17 protein-coding genes are annotated in these 22,216 nt (G+C 65.0%); 6 read left to right on the top strand and 11 right to left on the bottom strand.

The genetic code is table 11. The annotated features are described in order from the left end of the window. The 6 genes from LH128_RS13685 to LH128_RS13660 form a co-directional block, all read right to left on the bottom strand. Positions 1–846: a ThuA domain-containing protein gene (locus tag LH128_RS13685; protein ID WP_008830237.1), complete on the bottom strand. Its 846-nt coding sequence runs from the start codon at positions 844–846 to the stop codon at positions 1–3. Continuing rightward, positions 843–2,102, bottom strand: a complete 1,260-nt coding sequence (locus LH128_RS13680) for a cytochrome P450 (protein ID WP_008830236.1) — start codon at positions 2,100–2,102, stop codon at positions 843–845. Before LH128_RS13680 ends, LH128_RS13685 begins: the two co-directional genes overlap by 4 nt. 78 nt (positions 2,103–2,180) lie before the next feature. After that, positions 2,181–4,307 (bottom strand): PQQ-dependent dehydrogenase, methanol/ethanol family, encoded by a 2,127-nt coding sequence (locus tag LH128_RS13675; RefSeq protein WP_008830235.1) that lies wholly within the window; start codon positions 4,305–4,307, stop codon positions 2,181–2,183. Positions 4,308–4,309: 2 nt separating this feature from the next. Then, positions 4,310–5,803, bottom strand: a complete 1,494-nt coding sequence (locus LH128_RS13670) for an aldehyde dehydrogenase family protein (RefSeq protein ID WP_008830234.1) — start codon at positions 5,801–5,803, stop codon at positions 4,310–4,312. A 26-nt stretch (positions 5,804–5,829) separates the two neighbouring features. Beyond that, positions 5,830–8,211 (bottom strand): TonB-dependent receptor, encoded by a 2,382-nt coding sequence (locus LH128_RS13665; protein ID WP_008830233.1) that lies wholly within the window; start codon positions 8,209–8,211, stop codon positions 5,830–5,832. 380 nt (positions 8,212–8,591) lie between these two features. Further along, entirely contained in the window at positions 8,592–9,143 is a 552-nt protein-coding gene (locus LH128_RS13660; RefSeq protein WP_008830232.1) for a TetR/AcrR family transcriptional regulator, read from the bottom strand. Between the two features lie 395 nt (positions 9,144–9,538). Between LH128_RS13660 and LH128_RS13655 the strand changes: the two genes are divergently transcribed. Both LH128_RS13655 and LH128_RS13650 read left to right on the top strand, forming a co-directional pair. Continuing rightward, positions 9,539–10,357: an SDR family NAD(P)-dependent oxidoreductase gene (locus tag LH128_RS13655; RefSeq protein WP_008830231.1), complete on the top strand. Its 819-nt coding sequence runs from the start codon at positions 9,539–9,541 to the stop codon at positions 10,355–10,357. After that, a complete protein-coding gene (locus tag LH128_RS13650; protein ID WP_008830230.1) occupies positions 10,354–11,484 on the top strand; it encodes an oxidoreductase in 1,131 nt (376 codons plus the stop codon). Before LH128_RS13655 ends, LH128_RS13650 begins: the two co-directional genes overlap by 4 nt. A 75-nt stretch (positions 11,485–11,559) precedes the next feature. On the opposite strand, the gene LH128_RS13645 is transcribed toward LH128_RS13650, so the two are convergent. The 4 genes from LH128_RS13645 to LH128_RS13630 all read right to left on the bottom strand — a co-directional run bounded on the left by LH128_RS13645 (position 11,560) and on the right by LH128_RS13630 (position 15,512). Continuing rightward, positions 11,560–12,897 (bottom strand): anti-phage deoxyguanosine triphosphatase, encoded by a 1,338-nt coding sequence (locus LH128_RS13645; RefSeq protein WP_008830229.1) that lies wholly within the window; start codon positions 12,895–12,897, stop codon positions 11,560–11,562. 38 nt (positions 12,898–12,935) lie between these two features. Continuing rightward, a complete protein-coding gene (locus LH128_RS13640) occupies positions 12,936–14,237 on the bottom strand; it encodes an Hsp70 family protein (protein ID WP_008830228.1) in 1,302 nt (433 codons plus the stop codon). 97 nt (positions 14,238–14,334) lie between these two features. After that, the gene (locus LH128_RS13635; RefSeq protein ID WP_008830227.1) at positions 14,335–14,937 is read right to left on the bottom strand and encodes a nuclear transport factor 2 family protein; all 603 of its coding nucleotides are present in this window, start codon (positions 14,935–14,937) and stop codon (positions 14,335–14,337) included. Beyond that, positions 14,934–15,512, bottom strand: a complete 579-nt coding sequence (locus LH128_RS13630; protein ID WP_008830226.1) for a nuclear transport factor 2 family protein — start codon at positions 15,510–15,512, stop codon at positions 14,934–14,936. The genes LH128_RS13635 and LH128_RS13630 overlap by 4 nt, the downstream gene beginning before the upstream one ends. Before the next feature lie 233 nt (positions 15,513–15,745). Here LH128_RS13630 and LH128_RS13625 point away from each other — a divergent pair, with 233 nt between their 5' ends. From LH128_RS13625 to map, 3 genes are all read left to right on the top strand, one after another. Beyond that, positions 15,746–17,833 (top strand): TonB-dependent receptor, encoded by a 2,088-nt coding sequence (locus LH128_RS13625; protein WP_008830225.1) that lies wholly within the window; start codon positions 15,746–15,748, stop codon positions 17,831–17,833. 102 nt (positions 17,834–17,935) lie between these two features. Then, positions 17,936–18,148, top strand: coding sequence for a ParD-like family protein (locus tag LH128_RS13620; RefSeq protein ID WP_008830224.1), 213 nt, complete (start codon positions 17,936–17,938; stop codon positions 18,146–18,148). Beyond that, positions 18,145–18,933, top strand: coding sequence for a type I methionyl aminopeptidase (gene map / locus LH128_RS13615; RefSeq protein WP_008830223.1), 789 nt, complete (start codon positions 18,145–18,147; stop codon positions 18,931–18,933). Before LH128_RS13620 ends, map begins: the two co-directional genes overlap by 4 nt. A 107-nt stretch (positions 18,934–19,040) precedes the next feature. Here map and LH128_RS13610 read toward each other — a convergent pair whose 3' ends face one another. Next, complete coding sequence (locus LH128_RS13610; protein WP_008830222.1) at positions 19,041–21,305, bottom strand: S9 family peptidase; 2,265 nt, start codon at positions 21,303–21,305, stop codon at positions 19,041–19,043. A gap of 108 nt (positions 21,306–21,413) precedes the next feature. On the opposite strand from LH128_RS13610, the gene LH128_RS13605 reads away from it, so the two are divergent. Beyond that, a partial coding sequence (locus LH128_RS13605; protein WP_008830221.1) for a glycoside hydrolase family 76 protein occupies positions 21,414–22,216 on the top strand: 803 nt, incomplete at its 3' end.

Genomic DNA, 22,216 nt, shown 5'->3' with positions numbered 1-22,216 from the left:
TCAGGTCGTGTGTTGGGCCGAGCGTTGCCGCGCCCATTCGCGGCCCTCGTCGCTCGCCACCCACTGCACCGCATTGCCGACCAGTTGCCGGTAATGCGGGTTCTCGTAAGTCTGCGCGCTGTCCCCCGGCTGGATATAGACGAGCGGCGAATTTCCCGCCGGCTTTGCCCATGCCAGCAGCGGATTGAGCGGCGCGGGACGCCACGGTTCCCCTTCGCCGTCACCAAGCCGCTGGACGGCGCGGCGCGCCGAATGGAACCGCTCGGGCGCCACTTCGTCGTCGAGGTAGAGCAGGGGGTGGATCGCCGGATCGTCGAAGACCTGCTGGAGATACAACTCGTCGACAAGATCGATCCGCCCCGGCAATCCGGCCGTGACCGAGTGCTCCGGATCGGCGATCCTCGCGGCATAGGCCACGTCGCCGAGGTAGCCGGAATCGGCACGCGGCGCGCCGTCGATCACGGCGTGGCGATAGAGGAACTGCCCCCCGATCGCCTCGGCATAGCGCGGCCAGGCGGGCCACCCGGCAATGGCGTGATGGAGCACGACCATGCCTTTGCCTTCGGCCATAAGTCCCTCGAAACCCTGTATAAAATGCGCAGGGGGTGCGATGAATCCGGGCCGCTCTGCCGCTGGGGCGCGAAAGTCCAGACCCGGCATGTCGTAGAACAACAGCGCGTCGTAGCGCCGCATCTGCTCGGGATTGAGCAGCACGGCGGCGGCGGGCTGGTCCACGAAAGTCGGCTCGCAGCCGATGGCGCGCAGCATCGCCTCCAGTCCGTCGCGCGAGAAGGCGTGGCCCTTCACGACGACGAACAGTTCGATGCGGTCCTGCTTGCGGGTCATGAGCGGGCGCGGAAGCGGATCGGCAGTTCCCGCAGGGGCAGGGTCAGGAAGTTCGCCCGGTGAATCGGCTCGGTCAGCGGGCGCGCCAGTTCGATGTCGCCCAGCCGTTCGAGGATGGCGGTGATGCCGATGGCGATCTCCTGCCGCGCCAGCACGGCGCCGACGCAGAAGTGCGTGCCCGCGCCGAACGCCAGGTGGGTGCCGGCGTTGCTGCGCTCCATGTCGAACATGTGCGGGCAGGCGAACTTGGCGGCATCGCGGTTGGCGGCGCCGTAGCGGACGATCACCACCGAGTCCTTCGGGATCACCGTCCCGCTCAGTTCTACGTCGCGCGTGGTGCGGCGGCGCAGGCCCTGCGTGGGGCTCTCGAAGCGGATGACTTCCTCGACGAAGTTCTTGATCCGCTTGGGATCTTCGCGCAGCCGCGCCATCTGGTCGGGGTGGTTGAGCAATTGCATCATGGCGTGCCCGATGGCAGTCATCGTCGATTCAAAGCCGCCGCCGATGAGCTGGCTCATCACGCTCTGCAGCTCCGCCATCGACAACGGCTCCTCGGTATCCGCATGGGCGGTGGCGAGCGCGGAAATCCAGTCCCCCGTCGGCCGCGCCCGGCGCTCCTCGAACAGCGCGGCAAGGTGGTGCTGCGCCTCCAGTTCGATGTCGGCGTTGCGCAGCAATTGCTCCTCGCTCATCACGTAGGATGCCGGGGCGAGCATGGCATCGGCCCACTTCTTGAACGTCGTGACCTGATCGGAAGGCAGGCCCATCTCCTCGGCGAGAATCGTGCCGGGCAGCAACATCGCGTATTCGCTGATGAATTCGCACTCACCGCGCGCTGCGAAGGTGTCGATCAGGCCATGCGCGACCTCCTCAATGTGCGGCGTCATCTCCCGCACGCGCCCGACGGTGAACACACGGTCCACCAGCTTGCGGTAGCGCCCATGGTCCGGCGCATCGGTGCGTTGCAGGGTGGAAATATGCGGCCAGCCCTTGCTCTCCATATAGGCGCGCAGCCTTTCGGCATTCTCCGGTCCTTGCAACGAAGCGCGGTCCACCTTGTTGGAAAACGTCACCGGATCGGTCAGCACGGCCCGCAGATCGGCATAGCGCGAGACGATATAGAACCCCGTCTCCGGCATCCGGTAGATCCCCGGCGCGTCCTGCATCGCCTCGTACATCGCAAAGGGATCGCTCTGCGTCATCGGATCAAGCAGGCTGAATCCCTCAAGCCGCTCCGCCGCGCCAAGATCGGCCATCAGAATCTCTCCAAATTATCGTTTTTGCGATATTAGATCATATGCCTTAAAAATAAAGAGCAAATGATCTGGGTGCCTTCACGGCTCGCCCTTGGCTTTCGCTGAACTGGCCCGGTCGTTGATGTAGGCGCGGATTGCTTCCGCATCCGTGGGCGTCAGGTACTGGCGGAACGAGACCATGCCCTGATCCGCGAGCACACCGTCGATCACGACCTGGCGGAACACGCCCGCATCGGCGATGGCGCCGGACCGTCGCAAGTCGGGAAGCACGCCTGAGGACAGCCCTTCCGAGCCGTGACATACCGCGCAAGTGCTGCCGAACAGGCTCGCCCCGCTGGCCACCTGCTGCGGCGCGAAGCGTTCGGCTGAAGGGGCGAAGGGCGCAGGAGGCGCCTTGTCTCGGGCAGGCAGGCGGGCATTGCCATCGATCCGGAAAGCGAGGATGCGTCCCGGAAGGCGCTGCTGAGGCGCCGCGTAGCTAGGCATGGCAAGGTTGTAGGCACCCCCCTTGCCGGACATGACGGCGACATACTGCCTGCCGTTGACCGCGTAGGACACCGGCCCCGCCATGATCGGTTGCTGCGCGTCGAACTGCCACCGCTGCTCGCCGCTCCGTGCGTCGTAGGCGTGGAATAGGCCCTCAGCGTCGCCCTGGAACACGAGGTCGCCGCCCGTCGCCAGCACGCCGCCGTTCCATGGCCCCTTGTAAGGCACACGCCACATTTCCTTGCGTGCAACCGGGTCCCAGGCGATCAGGCGGCCCTCGAAGGACTGAAGCATCGCCTCGATCGCGGCCTTTTCCTGCGGCAGCTTGCCTGGTTCCGCGAGGCCCATGTTGAGCAGGCCGGGGCGATACTTGAACGCGCCGTCAGGAGTGTAGATCGAGGGAATCTGCTGCGCCGGAATGTAGACGAGACCTGTCCGGGGCGAGAACGCCATCGGGTGCCAGTTGTGCGCCCCCCATGGCCCTGAGCTGGCGATGAAGCCGCCGGATTTGTCATATCGGGCCTTGGGATCGATCACCGGACGGCCGGTCTTCAGGTCCACGCGATCGGCCCAGTTCACCGGCACGAACTTGTCGGCGGAGAGCGGCTTTCCGGTCTCTCGGTCGATCACGTAGAAGAAGCCGTTCTTCGGAGCGTGGAGGATCACCTTGCGCGCGCGACCGCCGATGGTGAGGTCCGCGAGCGTCATCTGCTGGGTGGAAGTGAAGTCCCACTGATCCCCCGGCGTCTCCTGATAGTGCCAGAGGTAGCGCCCGGTATCGGGATCGAGGGCTAGGATGGAGCCGATGAACAGGTTGTCGCCCTTGCCGGCGGAGCGGATGCCCCGGTTCCACGGCCCGCCATTGCCGACCCCGACGTAAAGGCGGTTCATCTTCTCGTCGTAGACGATCGAGTCCCAAGCCGTACCGCCGCCGCCGATCTTCCACCAATCTCCCGCCCAGGTCGGCAGGGCGAGGCGTTCGAGCGCGTCGTCGGAGGCAGTGCCGTCCTTCTCGCCCGGCTTGCCCGGCACGGTGTAGAAACGCCACGCGAGGCGGCCGGTCTTCTCGTCGTAGGCGGAGATATAGCCGCGCATGCCCTGGTCCGCGCCGCCGAAGCCGATGAAGACCTTGCCGCGCGCCACGCGCGGCGCCCCGGAGATCGCCATGGGCTTCTTCGGATCGGTCGTCTGCACGCGCCAGAGCTGCCTGCCGGTCTTCGCGTCGAGCGCGATCAGGCGGCCGTCGACGGTGCCGAAGAACAGGCGCCCGTCGCTATATGCAGCGCCGCGATTGACCACGTCGCAGCAGGCGTGGATCGCAGTGGTGCCGGGGACTTTTGGGTCGAACTCCCAAAGCTGCCTGCCCGTTTCGGCATCAAGGGCAACCACCTTGCTCCATGCCGTCGTCGCATACATCACGCCGTCGACCACCAGCGGAGTGCCTTCCTGCCCCCGGAAGGTGTCGAGGTCGGCGTACCACGCAAGGCCGAGCTTGCCCGCATTCACTCCGTCGATCTGGGCCAGGGGAGAAAAGCGCGTTTCGTCATACGTGCGCCCGTGGCTCAGCCAGTTGGCGTCCTCAGCCTTGGAGGCGGCCGCCAGCAGGCGCGCGTCGCTCTTGTTCACGTCCTCGCGCTCGGCCCGGCAGGATGCCAACGCGAGGGCACACAAGACCAGTGCGCCGACGTTGCGGCGCGATGCTGCGATCCCGATCGTCACGTTCAACCCTTGAGATAGACGAAGACCGACTTCGCTTCCTGATAGGCACGGATGCCGTCTTCGGCGTTCTCGCGGCCCCAGCCGGATTCCTTGTAGCCGCCGAATGGCATCGCCGGGTGCATCATGCCGTAGCCGTTGATCCACACGTTGCCTGCCTGCAGCCGCGCGGCAGTGAGGTGAGCCTTGTTGAGGTCCGTGGTGTAGATACCGGCACCGAGGCCGTAACGAGTGTCATTCGCGGCGCGCACCAGATCGTCGATGTCGTCCACCGGCGTCGCGACAAGGACCGGGCCGAAGATCTCCTCGCGCACGATGCGCATATCGGCATTGACGTTGGCGAACACGGTGGGCTCGATGTAGTAGCCCTGGCTGTCCACCGCGCTGCCGCCGGTGACGACTTCGGCGCCTTCCTGAACGCCGGTCTCCAGATAGCGCGAGACCTTGTCGCGCTGGCCTTCGGAGATCAGCGGGCCGATGGCGTTGGCGGGGTCGAAGCCGTGACCGATCCTGAGGCCCTTGGCGAAATCGGAAATGCCTGCGACGACCTTGTCATAGGACTTCTTCTGCACGAACAGGCGCGATCCCGCGAAGCAAACCTGCCCGGTATTGGCGAAGATGCCCATCGCGGCGCCGGGGATGGTCACTTCGGGATCGGCGTCGTCGAAAACGATGACCGGCGACTTGCCGCCCAGCTCCAGCGTCACGCGCTTGAGCGTCTCGGCAGCGGACTGGACGATCTTCTTGCCGGTCGCGGTCGAGCCGGTGAAGCTGATCTTGTCGACCTCCGGATGATCCACCAGAGCTTGCCCGGCGGTGGCGCCGAAACCCGGGACGATGTTGACCACACCTGCCGGAATGCCCGCTTCGACCATGAGGTTGGCGGCATAAAGCGCGGACAGCGGGGTCAGTTCGGCGGGCTTGACCACGACCGAGCAACCCGCCGCCAGCGCGGGCGAGAGCTTGATCATCATCACCCCGATCGGCCCGTTCCACGGGATGATCGTGCCCACCACGCCCACCGGCTCGACGCTGGTGTAGGCGTGCATTTTCAGCGTGTCGCTGGCGATCGCAGGGGAGGCGTTTCGGCCTCCCAGCTTGGTGATCATTCCCGCGTAGTACTTGAGGCCCTGAACCACGCTGCCGACCATCCATTCGGCGAAGGCGATGGGCATGCCGTTGTCGATCACCTCGATCTCGGCGATGGTGCGTGCATCCCGCTCGAACAGTTCGGCGAGCTTCCACATAATGTCGGCGCGCTTTTCGGGCGGCAGTCCGTGCCAGCGGCGTTCGTCGAAGGCCCGGCGCGCGGCCTGCACGGCGCGGTCGATGTCCTGCGCCTCACCTTCCGCCACATGGGCGACGACCTCGCCCGTTGCCGGGTTGCGCACTTCGAAGGTCTTGCCGGAAGCGGCGTCATGCCACTCGTTGTCGATGAACAGGCGGTGCTGCCCGCGCACATGGGCAAGGACGGTTTCGTTGGGGTCGTGGAGGGCCATGACTGTTCTCCCGTAAGTCTTTGGGTTTAAAAGCGGACCGTGCCCTGCAGCAGCACTTCACGCGGGCGGCCGATACTGACCCACACGGCGTCCGGCGTGCCGAAGGGCTTCTCGGCGCCCGCGACGCCGTAGTATTTGTCGGTCAGGTTGCGGCCGATGAGCGCCAGTTCCCAGCTGTCGTCGGCGGCGTGGAGGCGGGCGGTGGCGTTGAGCGTCGCGAAGCCCTTCTGGTATCCGACGGGGTTCTGGTTCTCGAGCAGCCAGTATCCGCTGGTGTAGCGTGCGTCTGCCATCAGTCCGAGGCCCAGCGCATCGCCAAGCGGCAGGTCGTAAGCCACGCCGCCGGTCAGGTTCCACGACGGCGCGCGGACGAGGTGCGTGCCCGAAAGGTCCTGGATGGTCCCGTCGCAGCCTTGCGCGGCAGTCTGGCCCGCGTAGCAGGGGGCGGCATCGAAGTTCAGATACTTCGCGTCGTTGTAGCCCACTGCGCCCCGCAGGGTGAAGTCGGGCGTCACCGCGAAAGAGGCGTCGGCCTCCACACCGCTGGTCCGCGCCGAGGCGGCGTTGCGGATGGTGAACGAAGGCGGCGAGGGGTTGAACGAGGTGAGTTGCAGGCCCTTGAAGGTATAGCGATAGGCGGTGAGGTTCAGCAGCAGGCGGCGACCCAGCAGTTCGCCCTTGAATCCCACCTCGCCGCCGTTCGCCTTCTCCGGCGCGAAGTCGAGGTCGGCGACGGTCTGCCCGGCCGACAGGATCGAGGGGTTGGAGAAGCCGCCCGACTTGTAGCCGGTCTTGTAGGCGCCGTAGAGCGTCGTGTTCGGGCTTGGCCGCCAGGTCAGTGTGGCTTCGGGCGAAATCTGCTCGTCGGCGAAGCGGCCGCTGGTGAACACGCCTTCGGTGGCGGTGATGCCCAGCGGGACGAAGTTCTGGTTCACGAAGCCGTTGCCCTGCGTGGTGCGCTTCGTCTCGCGCGTCCAGCGGGCGCCGCCGGCCAGTTCGACGGTATCGGTCACGTCCCAGATGAGCTGGGCGAAGGCGGAATAGGTCTTGCCCTTGTTGAAGGTCAGGAACTGCCAGTTGTTGTACTGGCCGTTGCGCGGATCCGGCCCGACATTGGCGAGCATCCCGTTGCCGCGCGTGTCCCGCTTGGAGCTTTCGAAGAACACGCCGGCCGCGAAGTTGAGTGCACCGTCGAAGCTGGAATTGACGCGCAGTTCCTGTGTGAAGGCCTGTGAGGCGTCCTTGTTCGCCCCCCACACTACGGGCGAGGAATCGAACGAGAAATTGTCGAAGGTGTCGTTCGAGTAGCGCCAGAAGCCCGTGACCGAGGCGAAGGCCAGGGTATCGGTACGGTAATTCATCGTCAGCGAGCTGAGCACCGATTCGTACTTGGTGCGCGGCACGCCGCCGTTGGACTTGGGATAGCCTGCGGCGATTTCCGGGTTCATCGCGCCCAACGTGCGCTTGCCGTTCAGTTTGCAGTCGCTGTACGGGTCCTGCACGTAAGTGCCGCTCAACACGTCGAGCGTGCGTGAATTGCCGTTGCAGAGCAGTTCCGTGCCGGCGGTCTCGCCGTTGTCGCGCATACGGTCGCCGAACAGCTTGAACGTGGCGTCGAAGTCGTTGGTCGGCTTCCATTCGAGGGTCAGGCGGCCAAGCACCTCGCGAGTGCCGGGATCGCGGCCATGCGCTGCGCCGACACCGGGGAAGTCGGGCGCGCTGGGTACGGCGAGCGGTCCCGCAACGTTCCTGATGTAGCCATCCATCTTGCTGCCGCGTGCGGCAATGCGGAAGCCCAGGGTGTCGGTGATGGGGCCGGAGATGCCGCCTTCGACGAAGCGCTCGCGTGCGCGGAACTCGTAGCCTGCACGGCCATAGCCCTCAAGCGTCGGCGTCGCACCTTTGGTGCGGAGTGAGACGACGCCGCCTGGGCTGTTCTTGCCGAAGAACAACGCCTGAGGCCCTTTCAGCACTTCGACCTGCTGGATGTCGAAGAAGCTCTGGGCGACGAGGCGGCCACGGCTGATCTGGATGCCGTCGATGTTGAGCGAGACGGTCTGGTCGATGCCCGCATCGAGCGCCGAGGAGCCAAGGCCGCGGATCGTGAAGCTGGCGCCGGCGCCGCCGCCACCGGTCTTGGCGAGGATGACTTGCGGGATCATCTGGCCGATCTTCTGCAGGTCGGTCGCACCGCTGCGCTCCAGCTGCACCGCGCTCACCGCCGAGATGGCGACGGGCACGTCGAGAAGCGTCTCCTCGCGGCGACGGGCGGTGACGATGATGTCGCCTTCTGCGGCGATCTTCGATCCGCCTTGCTCCTGCGCGACCGCTTCAGTCGGCGCCGTGGCGGCAATGCCCAGCACCAGCGGCAGGGCGCAACTCCATTTCCAATCGTGACCTCGGTTCATCCGGCCTCTCCCCCAGTTTCCTCTTTCCCTGCCAGACGCGGCTGTTTTCCTGCGCTGTGCGACACTCGCCTTGCGTGTCGTCGCAATCCGGTGCGGTGACTGGATGCGGGCTGAAGGTAAGGGGCGAAGAAAGTTCAGATCAACGCTGCATTTAAAGGGCGATCCGATGAGTTCGATTTTTTAACGAATATATCTAATTATGTATTGAAATGATTTTGATTATGTTGAAAATAATTCACGTCTTTATCGATAGTATCAAAAATGAAATGTTAATATCCGTGAAAATAATCGATAAAACAGATGTCTTTTTCGTGCATATGAGGGCGAATTGATCGTTGCAGGGTTCGTATTGCTTTGGTGATAACTGATATCGGTAATTTTTAGGCCGGAACGCCGAGCAGGGCGAACTGCTCTTCAAGAAATCGCTTTTGCCGCCGGGGCGACCAGCTGCGCGGTTCGAACAGAGCCTGCGTGGCTACTCCGACAAGCAGGGTGATGATCTGGCGGCTCGCCTTTCGGGCGCGGTCCCTTGCCATTCCGTGCTCTCGATGCAGCAGTTCGGCGAAGTCGCGCGAGGCGATCCGGACCTGTTCGCGTTCTTCGCGTGCCAGTTCGTCGTCGGTGCACGCGACGTGATATTGGGCGAGGTAGATGTGCCAGTCTTCCCGGCTTTCGCGATCAATCGGCATCTGCGCCAGCGCGCAGGCGAGGGGGCTCCCGCCGCTGCTTTCGTAGGCGCGGCGGATGCGGGCCTGCGTTCGCAGGATGGTGGTCCGATAGACCGCGATCCACAGTTCGCGGCGATCGGCGAAGTGATGGTTGATGGTCGTGGTGCTGCAATTCATAGCACTGGCCAGACGGCGCAATGAAAGGCCTTCCAGCCCGGAGTCGCAGACGAGGCGGATCGCCGCCTCGGCGATCTCCTGGCGCATCACCGCGCGCTCCGCGCGTGAGGGTTCCGGCCGATGAATGACCCACGCGGGGAGCGAGGCATTCCAGACGGTCAAAGGGTCACGGGGATCAATCGTCAAAGACATGGCCGTTCAGCTTCCTCGCCCAGAGTCAGTGGCCGTTCTTGTGCGGCCTTGATCGACCGGTCGAAGGCTTTCCCTCGTCCCGGCAGTGATGCAGTTCATGGTTCTGTCGAAATAAGCAAGGGGGATTAATGATAGGTCGCGATAAAGCGTTTCAAGGTATCTTCGGGGTGCGATAAGAGCCGGAATATGGCCGAACTTGGTACTCCTTTCGAAAAATTCAATAAGTCGATTGCCTTAATTAAATGAGATGAATAAGCTCGTTTCAGGAGAAGGATACAAGGAGACGGATTGTGCGCAGGCTCGAAGGGCGCGTGGCGATCGTGACGGGAGGGGCGTCCGGTATCGGCCTCGCATGCGTAAACCGGCTGACTGAGGAGGGCGCGCTTGTCGTCTCGACCGACTTGCAGCTTCCAACTGGGGGCGACCATATCGCCGCGCTGCATCTGGTCCATGACGTCAGGACGGAAGACCAATGGATTGATGTAGTCGGGACTACGATCCAGCGCTTCGGGCGGCTCGATATCCTCGTCAATAATGCCGGCATAACCAGCACCGAGCCGATCGAGGACGTTTCTCTGGAAAACTGGGAGAACATCCTGGCGGTGAACCTCACGGGGACGATGCTGGGATGCAAGCATGCCATCCGGGCCATGCGCGAGAATCCCGGTGGACCGCGCGGATCGATCGTCAACATATCGTCGATGGCGGGATTTGTCGGGTTGGCGCAGTCGGCCGGATATAACGCCACGAAGGGTGGAGTCAGGCTGCTGACGAAGTCGGTCGCGGTACGCTGTGCCGGCGAATATCGCAACATCCGCTGCAATTCCCTGCATCCCGGCGCCATCGACACGCCGATCCATGAGCGGCGCCTCTCGTCCGCCCCGGACCGGGACGTGGCGCGCGCGGCAATGGATGCGTTGCAGCCCGTCGGCAGGATGGGGACCGCCGAGGAAATGGCCGCCTGCGTTGCCTTCCTTGCGAGCGATGACGCGAGTTTCGTGACCGGCATCGAACTCGTCGCCGATGGCGGATGGCTGGCGGACGGCGGGACGACGCGTCTGCCGCCCACCGTGACGACCACTCGCACGGCTGACGGGGCCGCGACATGAGCGCCGTCGACGTCCTGTTCTCGCCCGGTCGCATCGGCGGTCTGGAGATTCCCAACCGAATCGCGATGGCGCCGATGACGCGCGAGTTTTCGCACGGAGGCGTTCCCGGTCCTGACGTTGCGGCATACTATGCGCGCCGGGCCGCAGGCGGGTGCGGCCTGATCATCACGGAGGGCATGGCGGTCAATGCGGCCGGAGCGCATGACGGACCCATCCCGCTTTTCTATCAGCCGCAGACGCTCGCCGCCTGCCGCGCGATCGTCGATGGTGTCCACCGCGCCGGTGCGCGCATCATGCCGCAGCTTTGGCACGTCGGCGTTCAGGATTCTCCGATCGAGGTGAACCCGCAGACCGTGAAGCAGCGCCCGCCCCGTGTCGGTCCTTCGGGCCTGCTGGGAACCGGAGAGGTCGGCGGCGAAGTCCTTGATGAGCGAGGCATCGCCGATACCATCGCCGATTTTGCGCGTGCGGCGCAGGCAGCGCGGGAAATCGGTTTCGACGGCATCGAGATTCACGGCGCGCATGGCTACCTGCCGGATCAGTTCCTCTGGTCTCGCACCAACCGGCGCCGTGATGGATACGGCGGCGATGCACGGGAGCGAACGCGTTTCGTGGTAGAACTGATCCGTGCTTGCAAGGCCGCTGCCGGGCCTGACTTCCCTATCGTGCTGCGCATGTCGCAATGGAAGAGTTTCGATTACGCGGCGCGGCTTGCTGAAACACCGTCGCAGCTCGAGGCCATTTTCCTGCCGATCGCCGAAGCGGGAGTCGACGCCTTCCACTGTTCGACCCGGCGCTTCTGGGAGCCTGCGTTTGCCGAAAGCGACCTGACTTTGGCGGGCTGGATGCGCAAGATCACCGGATCGCCGACGATTGCCGTTGGCTCGGTCACGCTGGAAAACGACTTCAAGCATGACCGGAGCGAGGCGACCGGCGGCATAGCCGAAAGCGCGCCGAGGACGCGCGATGTTGAGGCGGTCGCATCCTTCATCGAGCGAGGAGAGTTCGACATGATCGCGGTCGGTCGGGCCATGATCGCCAACCCCGACTGGGCGGCGCTGGTACGCAGCCGCGAAACGCACAAGCTGCGCTCGTTTCGGCGTGAGCAATTGGCTGCGCTGGATTGAGCAACTGCCCGGAGATATGTGGCCTGTCGGGCTCGACGATATCACGGTCGCTTGCGCGGATGCGTGCAATCACGCCTAGAGCCGGTCGAACACCGATCCCATGCGCGGACTGAACAGGCGCTCGTAGGTCTTGAGCAGGTGCGTGTCCGTCATCGCCGCGACATGATCGCAGATGACGCGTGCATCGCCTCCCGCAGCATCCAGACGGCCGAGTGCATCGCGTGGTAGCAGCCGGGCCGGATCGGCGCTCAGCGCTTCGAACACGGCGACGACCATGGCCTGTCCCTTGAATTCGAGCTGCTGCACTTCGGGGCTGGTGATCACCTCGCGCACCACGAAGTTCTGCAGGGCATCGAGAAACGCGCGGCGCGGCCCCTTCAGTGCCACGCGCCAGCGCAGCAGCGGTTCGCGGAAACCCTTCACCTCGACGTATTGTGCGCCGGTCAGGAAATGGTGCACAAGGCGGCTGATATAGCGCTTGCGCGTATTCGCGTCGCCGAACAGGTCATCGACCATGCGCGAGAATACGTCGTTTTCGCTTTCGCCCGGGTATTTCGCCTTGAGAGCGTCGAGGAACGAGGCGCACTTGCCGTCGATCGCGGCGGCAAAGGCGTCCTTGGTGACCAGGCCGATCGAGATCGCATCCTCGAGGTCGTGGACCCCGTAGGCGATGTCGTCGGCGACATCCATGATCGTGCAATCGAGCGACTTGTGAAGGGTGCGCGCATGCTTGCCTTCGGGGCGTTCCAGCGCCTGGAACTTGTCCCGATCGGAGGCGGAAACGGGTGCGAGGATCCAGTCGACGACGTCCTGTTCGCTGTCGAAATGGCACTTGGGCGGCTTGCACGAACGCGCGTCGAGAACCCGGATGGTGGTGGTTCCGGCGAGCAGCGAGGGAACGAGCGCCGGATTGCGGGCCGCCGACCATGCCACCGGATACTTGAGCACGCCCAGCATCGTGCGTCGGCACAAGTTGGCGCCAGCGTTGGCGGAGAAGGATTCGAGCCGCGCGAGAATGCGCAGGGTCTGCCCGTTGCCCTCGAAGCCGCCCGCATCGCGCATGCAGTAGTTGAGCGCTACCTCGCCGCCGTGGCCGAACGGGGGGTGGCCGAAATCGTGGGTGCAGCCGATCGCATGGATCAGGCTGCGGTCGGGCAGGAGGCCGGTGGCGACGTGGTCAGGGAAGGACTTGGCCAGTTGCCGTGCAAGCCCCCCGGCGATCTGCGCGACCTCGAGCGAATGGGTCAGGCGGGTCCGGTAGAAGTCGCTGTCCCCGAGGTTGAGGATCTGCGTCTTGCCCTGCAGCCGCCGGAACGAGGCGGAGTGAATGACCCGCGCATAGTCGATATCGCCATCTTCCCGGGCGTCTTCGGCCTGCGGGTTCCAGTTCTCGCGTCGGGCGTGCCAGCTCATGGGCAGGCTATTCCAGCTGGGGCAGGGATCGGCAAGGGTTATGCCGTCCACGCGGAAGGATCGTCCTCCCTCGCGACGAGGGCGAGGCCGTGCGCGATCGAGGTCAGTTCCCCGCCCGACATCAGCTTGCCCTCGCCGAACCGGCTGGAGAACACCGACCGCACAGCCGGAACCAGCGAAGTGCCGCCGGTCAGAAACACGCGGTCGATGTCGCTCTCGCTCAAGCCCGCCGTTTCGAGAGCCTGATCCACCGCCGCAGCCATTCGCGCGACGTCTTCGGCGATCCAATTTTCGAACTCGGCACGGGTGACGCTGGCCTGCACTTCCACGCCCGCGCCCGAGAACCGGAATTCGGCGCGGTCCTCGCTGGAGAGCGCGCGCTTGAGGCGGCCGACGGCATCGTAGAGGGGAAAGCCCAGTTCGTTCTCGATCATCGCGATCATCCGGCCGATCGCGGCCGGGTCCACCGCGCTGCGGCGCAGGCGATCGAGTTCGTCCAGCGTGCGCCGGTTGCGCATCAGCGCCAGCTTGGACCAGTCGGCGAAGTCGGCGAAGTAACCGCCGGGAATGTCCAGCACCTTGTCGAACGAGCGATACTGCCCGCCCTTGCCCAGTTGCGGCAGGACGAGCCGATCGACGATGCGCTGGTCGAAACGGTCGCCCGCGATGCCGACACCCGCATGGCCCAGCGGCACGCAGCGCTGGGCGGCGCCGGGCTCGCGGACCTGCACGACCGAGAAGTCGCTGGTGCCGCCGCCGAAGTCGGCGACCAGCAGGGTGGCGGCCTGGTCCAGTCGCGAGGCATAGCTGAACGCGGCGGCAAGCGGTTCGTAGACGTAATGGATCTCGCTCGCGAAGCCTTCGAACATCGCGTCGTAGCGCTGCCGGGCCAGCCCCTCGTCGGCGCGCGCACCGGCGTAATGGACGGGACGCCCGATGACCGCACGATCGAGCCGGTCGAGTTCGCCGCCAGCATGGGCGGCGAACTTCTCCAGGAACATGCGGCCGAGGTCCTCGAACCGGTAGCGCTTGGTGAATACCGAGGCGCTGTCGAAGGCAGGACTTGCGGCGACCGACTTGAAGGACTGCAGGAAGCGGCTGTCGCTGGGATATTCGAGGTATTCGTCAATGGCGTAAGGTCCCGCTTCCACCGCGAGGCCGCCGGGCACGCCTTCTTCTTGCCAGAAGCACAGGGCGGAGCGGAACACCTCTCCGCCGCCGTCGGATCCGCCCAGCGCGACGAGACGCGGCTGCGGCTCGGCATCGAGGGATAGGGCGGCGACGCTGTTGGTGGTGCCGAAATCGATGCCCGCGCCGATGCGCTTGCGAGCGAGGTTCATGGTCGTTGCATGGCCCGATGATGGGAGAGGGACGCGGCTCACGCTCGTGCCCTCGCCCGCAGGGCAGCGTCAAGGGCCTGCCGCCGCGCCGGACGAATTAATCCGCCGCGAACCGGCTGTTGGCGTAAACCGGGTCGCTCCTGCCCCATTCGCCGATGGGCCTCAGGCTGGCATGCATCCCTTCGTCGCGGATTTCGTTCGAAGGCCGGGGGTCGTTCCAGTCAGTGATGACCTGCCGGCGCAGGATGCGCCACTCTCCTTCGCGACGCTCGAGGCGGTCGAGATAGCGGCCGGCCATTACGAACATCGCGTTGTCCGGGGCCAGTCCATGACCGGCAAGGCGGCCGAAGTAGCGGCTTCCGAGCAGGGCCTCGATCATCCCGGCCCGAACCCGGCAGGCGGAATAGAGATAGCTCTCGGCAACGGCGAAATCGCCGGACACCTCGATGTGGATGTTGAGCAGGCAATGCGTGCCCATGGCGAAATACTGCGTGATCTCGCCGATGATGAAGGGCACGAACTCGCTGGCACGGCCGACATAGATGCCGTGGATGTCCTCGCCATCGGGCCAGTACACGGTCTCCATGAGGGCAAGATCGGCGCGGTCGAGGGCACGGCAGTAGCGCGTCAGAACGGCTTCCACGTCGCGCACCGCGACCAGTTCGGCAAGCCGTTCGCGGGCGGAGAGGGCGGGGCTCACGGGCGGTTGGCCCAGACCGGGTCGCCCGGGCCGCGTTGGCCGAGGGGGCGCAGGTTGGCGAACATGCCCTCGTCGAGGATTTCGTTGGAGGGGTGGTTGTCGTTCCAGTCCATCACGACCTTGCGATGGAGAATGCGCCATTCCTCGTCACGCCGCTCGAACTGGTCGAGATAGCGGCCGCCGAAGTAGAAGGTGTGGTGCGCCGGATCGAGACCCTTGCCAGCGAACATTCGCATGTAGCGCGAACCGAAGATTTCCTGTGCCTTGCTTTCCCGTACCTTGTGATAGGCGAAGAGGTAGGTTTCGGTGGCGGCACGGTCGCCCGCGATCTCCATGTGCACGTTCATAAGGCCGTGCATGGTGACCTCGAACCACTCTTGGATTTCGCGCACGATGAAGTCCGCGAAGTCGGCCGCATTGCCGTCGAAGACGCCGTGGCTGTCGGTGCCGTCGGGCCAATAGACGCTGCGCATGAGGTCCACGTCGCAGCGGTCCAGTGCGCGGGAATAGCGGGTGAGAACGGCATAAATGTCGCGTCGCGCGACAAGATCCTCGATCTCGGCATCGGTGACCATAGGGCCTCTCCCATAGCGGTCGGCAGCATGCTTTGGACGCCGATCCATGTGGTAGAGGATAAGGCTTCGATAAAATAAACCAATCGTGATTGTTTATATAATTGCATGGCCGGCAACCAAGGCCCGGCGGAATGTAAGCCCGATCTTAACCATAGATTATGGAATATCGCCTAGTCGCGCCTCTGGATGGGAGGCCGCTTGTGCGTGTCTCGGGACTCAGGGGGAAGATTTCTATGGTTCGTATGGTCAGTCACGTTGCGCTGGTCTGTGCGGCTGTCATGAGCACGCCGGTCATGGCGCAAGAGCAGGCTCCCGGTGCGGCGGATGCCGATGGCGACATCATCGTCACCGCCCGCAAGCGCGAGGAACGCGCGGTCGATGTGCCAATCGCGGTCACCGCGGTCAGCGGCGCGGCGCTGGAGAAGCGCGGCGCGGCCAATCTGGCGGACTTCCTGCAGGAAGCACCCGGTGTCGGCATCTATGACGGTGGTTCGGCGCTGGGCACCAAGATCACGATCCGCGGCATCTCGACCTCGCTGGGTGCCAACGAGAACGGATACTACCTCGATGACCTGCCGTTCACTGGCGTCACCGTGCCGCTCAGCCCGGACGTGCGCGCCTGGGATCTCGACCGCGTCGAAATCCTGCGCGGGCCGCAGGGAACGCTGTTCGGCGAGGGTTCGATGGGCGGCACCGTGCGCATCCTTACGCGCGGCGCTGACCTCGACCAGTGGGAGGCCAAGGGTCTCGGCATGGTCTCGGACACGCGCGGAGGCGGCACCAACGCAGGCGCCAAGGGTGCCTTCAATGCACCTATCGTGCCCGGAGTGCTCGCTGTTCGCGTCGCAGGCACCCATGAACGCTACCAGGGCTGGGTGGACAACAGCAGCACCGGTGCAACCAACGTCAACGATCAGACCTACGATACCTTCCGTGCGAGGCTGCGCTTCGATCCCGTCGACCGCTTGTCGATCACCGGCAGCTACTGGTGGTCGAAGTCGGACTTCCCGGCGGGCGGATCGAGCGCGCGCGACGACGATCAGCAGACGCGCGGCACGGTGCCCTACAGCAAGAGCCGGATGGAGCTTTACGGCGCCACCGCCCGCTATGATCTCGGCGGGGCGGAGCTGTTCTACAGCTACACCCACAGCGATTTCGGGGTGCCGCAGAGCGGCATGTCCTCGATCGGCAGCATCGAGACGAACATCGACATCGCACTCGACGCTCACGAACTGCGCCTTGCCTCGACCGGCGACGGCCCGCTCAAGTGGACCGTGGGCGCCTATGCGCGCGATTCCCAGCGCAACGACACCGTCAAGTTCCCCGCACGCGGCATCGACAACGACGCGCAGATCAACTCGCGCGCCCGCGCCCTGTTCGGCGAGGCGACTTACACGCTGCCCGGCGTGCCCGTCGACCTGACCGCCGGCCTGCGTTATTTCGAGGACCGCCTGCGCGGCTTCGAGGCCAATTCCGGCGTCGTCACCGACCAGCCCGGCGACACCTACAAGTCGTGGAACCCGCGCTTCTCGGTGGCGTGGCACCCGGTGGAGAACACCACGATCTATGCCAGCGCCGCCAAGGGCTTCCGCTCGGGCCAGTTGCAGCCGACGGTGCCGCTGATCCTCGGCCCGATCTACGGCGTGGAGCTGCCGGCCGCGCTCAGCCAGGATTCGATCTGGACTTATGAAGTGGGCGCCAAGGCCGAACTGTGGGAGCGCAGGCTCTCGGTCGAGGCCGCTGTATTCTACAGCGACTGGAAGGACGTGGCGGTCCGCATCCCGATCCCGGGAACGTCCTTCAACGGACTGGTCAATTCCAACGGCACCCACACCAAGGGCGCCGAACTGAGCCTCGTCGCGCAGCCGGTGCAGGGCCTGACGCTCTCGGCGGGCGGGGCCTACGTCGATGCCGAGTACACCGACCCGGTGGCGGGCACTGCCATCGTCAAAGGCTCGGCCGTGGACGACGTGGCGAAGTTCACCGCGAATGCCTCGATCGACTATGCGGCGGCGATAACCGACACCGTGCAGGCGTTCGGCCGCGTGGGCTGGCAGCACAGCTCGCCGCGCCGCAATTCGTCCTACGCCGCGTTCCTGCCGGGCGACACCATCGACCGCGTGGATGCCCGGATCGGCGTCGACTTCGCGCAGTTGACCATCGCCCTGTTCGCCGACAACCTGACCGACGAGAACGGCGCCACCAGCTTCCGCCAGGTGCAGCAGATCGGGCCCACGAGCTTCGACATCACCTCCAACCGCCTGCGTCCGCGCACGCTGGGCGTGGAAGCCAGCTTCCGCTTCGGCGCCCCGGCGCGCTGACCCCTACCCGCCCCGCCGCGAGTCCATCGTGGCGGGGCACTCTTGCGATGCGCGAAGCCCGCGATATATGGTTCATATACGAATCATATATGGAACTTCCCAATGGGCATCGTGAACATCGATGACGACCTGCACGAACAGGTCCGCCGGGCGAGCAAGGTCTCCTGCCGCTCGATCAACGCGCAGGCCGCGTACTGGATCAAGGTCGGCATGCTGTGCGAGACCAATCCCGGCCTCAGCTTCGCCGAGATCATGGAACGCGAACTCAGTTCGGCCGGAGTGCTGCCGCCAACGTTGGGGGTAAGGGCCGCGTGACCAAGACGCCTGAAGAACTGGCGCTGATGGCGCAGGCCGGGCGCCTGCTGGCCTCGGTGTTCGAGATGCTCGACACCGTGCCGCTCATCGGCAAGTCGACGCTCGATATCGATACCCTCGTCGAGCGGTTCATCGTCGATGATCTCAAGTCGCGCCCTGCCAGCAAGGGGCAATACGGCTACGGTTTCGTGCTCAATTCCTCGGTCAACGACGTGGTCTGCCATGGCGTGCCGTCGTCGTCGGACGTGCTGCGCGACGGAGACATCGTCAATTTCGACATCACGCTGGAGAAGGACGGTTTCATCGCCGATTCCAGCAAGACCTACATGGTTGGCAATGTCGATCCGGCAGCGCGCAGGCTGGTCCAGGTCACTTACGAGGCCCTGTGGATGGGCATCCGCACCGTCCGTCCGGGCGCAAGGCTGGGCGATATCGGCGCGGCGATCGAGAAGCACGCCAAGCGCCACGGCTATTCGATCGTGCGCGAATACTGCGGCCATGGCATCGGCCGCGAGATGCACGAGGACCCGCAGATTCTCCACTTCGGCAGGCCGAACACCGGGATGATGCTGCGCGAGGGCATGGTCTTCACTATCGAGCCGATGCTCAATCGCGGGCGCCGCACCGTCTGGACGGAAGACGACGGCTGGACGGTGCGGACGAAGGACGGCTCGCTTTCCGCCCAGTTCGAACATACCGTCGCCGTCACCGCCACCGGCGTATCGGTGCTGACGCTACGCTCGGACGAGCGCGAGATGGTGCGGCGCAGGAAGGCCGCCGCCTAACCCTTTCACCAAACTCGTCATTGCGAGCGTAGCGAAGCAATCCAGGGCGGTTTGCGCGACCCTGGATTGCTTCGCTACGCTCGCAATGACGATGTGATGGTCCGGAGTTACTCCTCCGGCTTGACCCCGTGGCGTTCCAGGAAGCCAAAGATGCTGTTCCACAGGTGCACGCTGATGCGCGGGCCGCGCACGGCGTGGGTCTGCCCGGGATAGAGCATCATCTCGAACGGCGTCGCCTCGCCCTGCATCTTCGCGATGAGGGTGGTGCTGTTTTCGAAGACCACGTTGTCGTCCGACATGCCGTGAATCAGCAGCAGCGGGTCGGCGATCTTCCCGGCATCGTCCAGCGTGTCGGCCTTGCGATAGGCATCGGCGACCTTGCGCGGGTCGCCCATGTAGCGCTCGGTATAATGGGTGTCGTAAAGTTCCCACTTCGTCACCGGCGCGCCGGAGATACCCGCTGCGTAAAGGCCCGGATCGGCCTCCAGCATCTTGAGCGTCATGTAGCCGCCGTAGGACCAGCCGTAAGTCGCGATCTTGGCCGGGTCCACGAAGTCCAGCGTCTTGAGGTATTCGGCCCCGGCGCGCTGGTCCTGCACCTCGACGGTGCCCATGGCCTGATGGATCTGTGATTCGAAGGCCACGCCGCGATTGGCGCTGCCGCGGTTGTCGATCTCGAAGTAGATGTAGCCCTTATCGACGATGGCCTGCGCCAGCGCGCCCTTCCATCCGCGCGTCACCGTCTGCACGTGCGGGCCGCCGTAATGCTCGAAGAACACCGGGTAGCGCTTGCCGGGCTTGAGGGGCGGGGTGATCATCATCCAGTGCAGGTCGGAGCCGTCCGCTGCCTTGATCGTGCCGAACGTTGTCGGTCTATGTCGGGCCATGTAGGGGCCGTAGGGATGCGCGGCGTCGAGCCTGTTCTCCTCCACCCAGGCCAGACGCTTGCCGTTCTCGTCGGCGATGTAGGTCTGCGAAGGCTGCGTCGTCGAGGAACGGGTGACAAGCACCGTCGATCCGTCCCTGCTGCCCGATGCGGCATTGGCCCAGCCTGCCTCGGTCAACTGCTTCGGCGTGCCGGGCTTCGCGATGTCGATGGCATAGAGCTGCGGCGCCAGCACGTCGTCGCGGTTGCCGAGGAACAGCACGCGGCCTTTCGCTTCGTCCACGGAAACCAGCTTGGTCACCATCCACTTGCCAGAAGTCAGCTGCTGCCACTTGCCACCCCGGAAATGATAGAGGTGCCCGTAGCCGTCGCGCTCGGACCACCAGACGAGGCTGCCATCCTTCAGGAAACGGTAGTTGTCGGTGAGGTTGACCCAGCTGCCCCTGGCCGCCTCTTCGGTGAACAGGACGCGGCTCTTGCCGGTCGCGGGATCGACCGCCAACATGTCGAGGCGGGTCTGCTCGCGGTTCTGGCGCTGGACGTAGAGCGTGCGCCCGTCGCGCGCCCAGTTGACGCGGGCGAGGTAGATGTCGCGGTCGGGGCCGAGGTCCACTTCGACGCGGCCGCTGCCGTCCGGCTTCATGACATGGAGCGAGACGAGGGCGTTGGTCGTGCCTGCTGCCGGGTAGCGCTGCTGGTAAGTGTGCGTGCCTTCGGCGCCGATCGCCGTGCGGGTGACCACGCCGACCGGCGCTTCGTCATAGCGCTCGACGGCGATGAGCCTATCGTCGGGCGACCACCAGTAGCCGTCCATGCGCGCCATTTCCTCCTGCGCGACGAACTCGGCCTCGCCCCAGTGGACGGTGTCGGCGGTTTCCTTCGGGGTGATCGGCTTGTGCTCGGTCCCGCCGAGCGGGCCAACGTAGAGCCGCCCGTCGCGCACGAACGAGACGTAGGCGCCCCTCGGGCTCAGCGCGGCGTTCAACTCGTCCTCGGGGGAGTCGGTCAGGCGGCGCACAGACCCGTCGATCCCGGCGAGGTAGAGGTCGCCGTCGAGCGGGACCAGCACGGCATCGCCGCCCTCGGTCCACTCGTAGGAGATGATGCCCTTGAGGCTGCCGACGCGCTGGCGTTCGCGCTGCATCTTCTCCGCCTCGCTCAGCGCGCGGCCGGAGCCGAGCTTGAGGGAATCGACCAGCATGCGCCATTCGCCATTGCGGCGGTCGTAGGCCCACAAGTCGTAGCGGTCCTTGTCCTCGGCGCGGCCGCGCAGCAGCGTGATGTAGCGTCCGTCCGGAGAGACCTTGACCGCGCGCGGCTGCGGTCCATCCAGCGAGGGGCTGGCGAAGACGCGGTCGAAGGTCAGGTCTGGTACGGTTTCGGGCATGGCGGAAGCGCTCCGTTCGGCGGGGGCGGCAAAGGCGGGAAGGGCGGCAGAAGGCAGCGCGGCGAGGATGCAGGCGCTCAGCAGATGGGCTCTGTTCATGTCCTATGTCCTAATGACAGGTCCGTGCGAGGGAAAGCCATTGGCGCTGCCCCCGGCATTTCTTATGTGGAGCGTCATGCGCTTACCGGTCGGCGGGGAGACCACAGTTTGAAGAAGACGTTGGCGGTGGGCCTGTCGATGGGGCTGCTTGCGCTGGCCTGTGCCGGAAGCGCGCGTGCGCAGGACAACGCATGGGCACCGCGCGCCCGCGCGGCTGCGTCCTATCTCGACGGGCAGTGGGGCAAGCCGGACGGCTGGGCGCAGAGCGAGGCGTGGCAACGCTTCGTGATCGTCGATGCCCTGCTTGACCATGCGCGCCGCACCGGGGACGATCGCTGGAACACGCGTGTCTCGGCAGCGGTGCGTAATCGCTCCGGGCTCTATCTCAACGACGACGACTTGTGGGCGGTGATCGCCAACGTTCACGCCTGGCAGGTCGATCGCGATCCCGAATTGCTCGACTATGCCAGCACGACCTATCGGCGCATCGTCACCAGCTATTGGGACGACCGCTGCGGCGGCGGCATCTGGTGGGACCGCAAGCGGACGTACAAGAACGCGATCACCAACGAACTCCTGCTCTACGCCTCGACGCAGCTTTACCTTGCGACCGGCGAGGCGAGCTATCGCGACTGGGCCTTGCGGACATGGGCGTGGTTCGAAGGATCGACGATGATCGACGGCGACGGCTTGGTGAACGACGGCCTCGATGCCGCCTGCCGTAATAACGGCCAGCCCCGTTTCACGTACAACCAGGGTGTGCTGCTGGGGGGCTTGAGCGATCTCACCCGCATCACCGGCGATGTACGCTATCGTGCGCTGGCGATCAGGACGGCGCTCGCGGCTACCCGCAAGCTGTCCACACCCGGCGGCATTCTGCGCGAGCCGGTGCCCTCGATCGGTGCGGACGG

Origin of the sequence: Sphingomonas sp. LH128 (assembly GCF_000293195.2) — a bacterium.
Lineage (GTDB): Bacteria > Pseudomonadota > Alphaproteobacteria > Sphingomonadales > Sphingomonadaceae > Novosphingobium > Novosphingobium resinovorum_A.
Note: the sequence above shows the minus strand (reverse complement) of the source record. Positions and strands in the feature narration are given on the sequence as shown.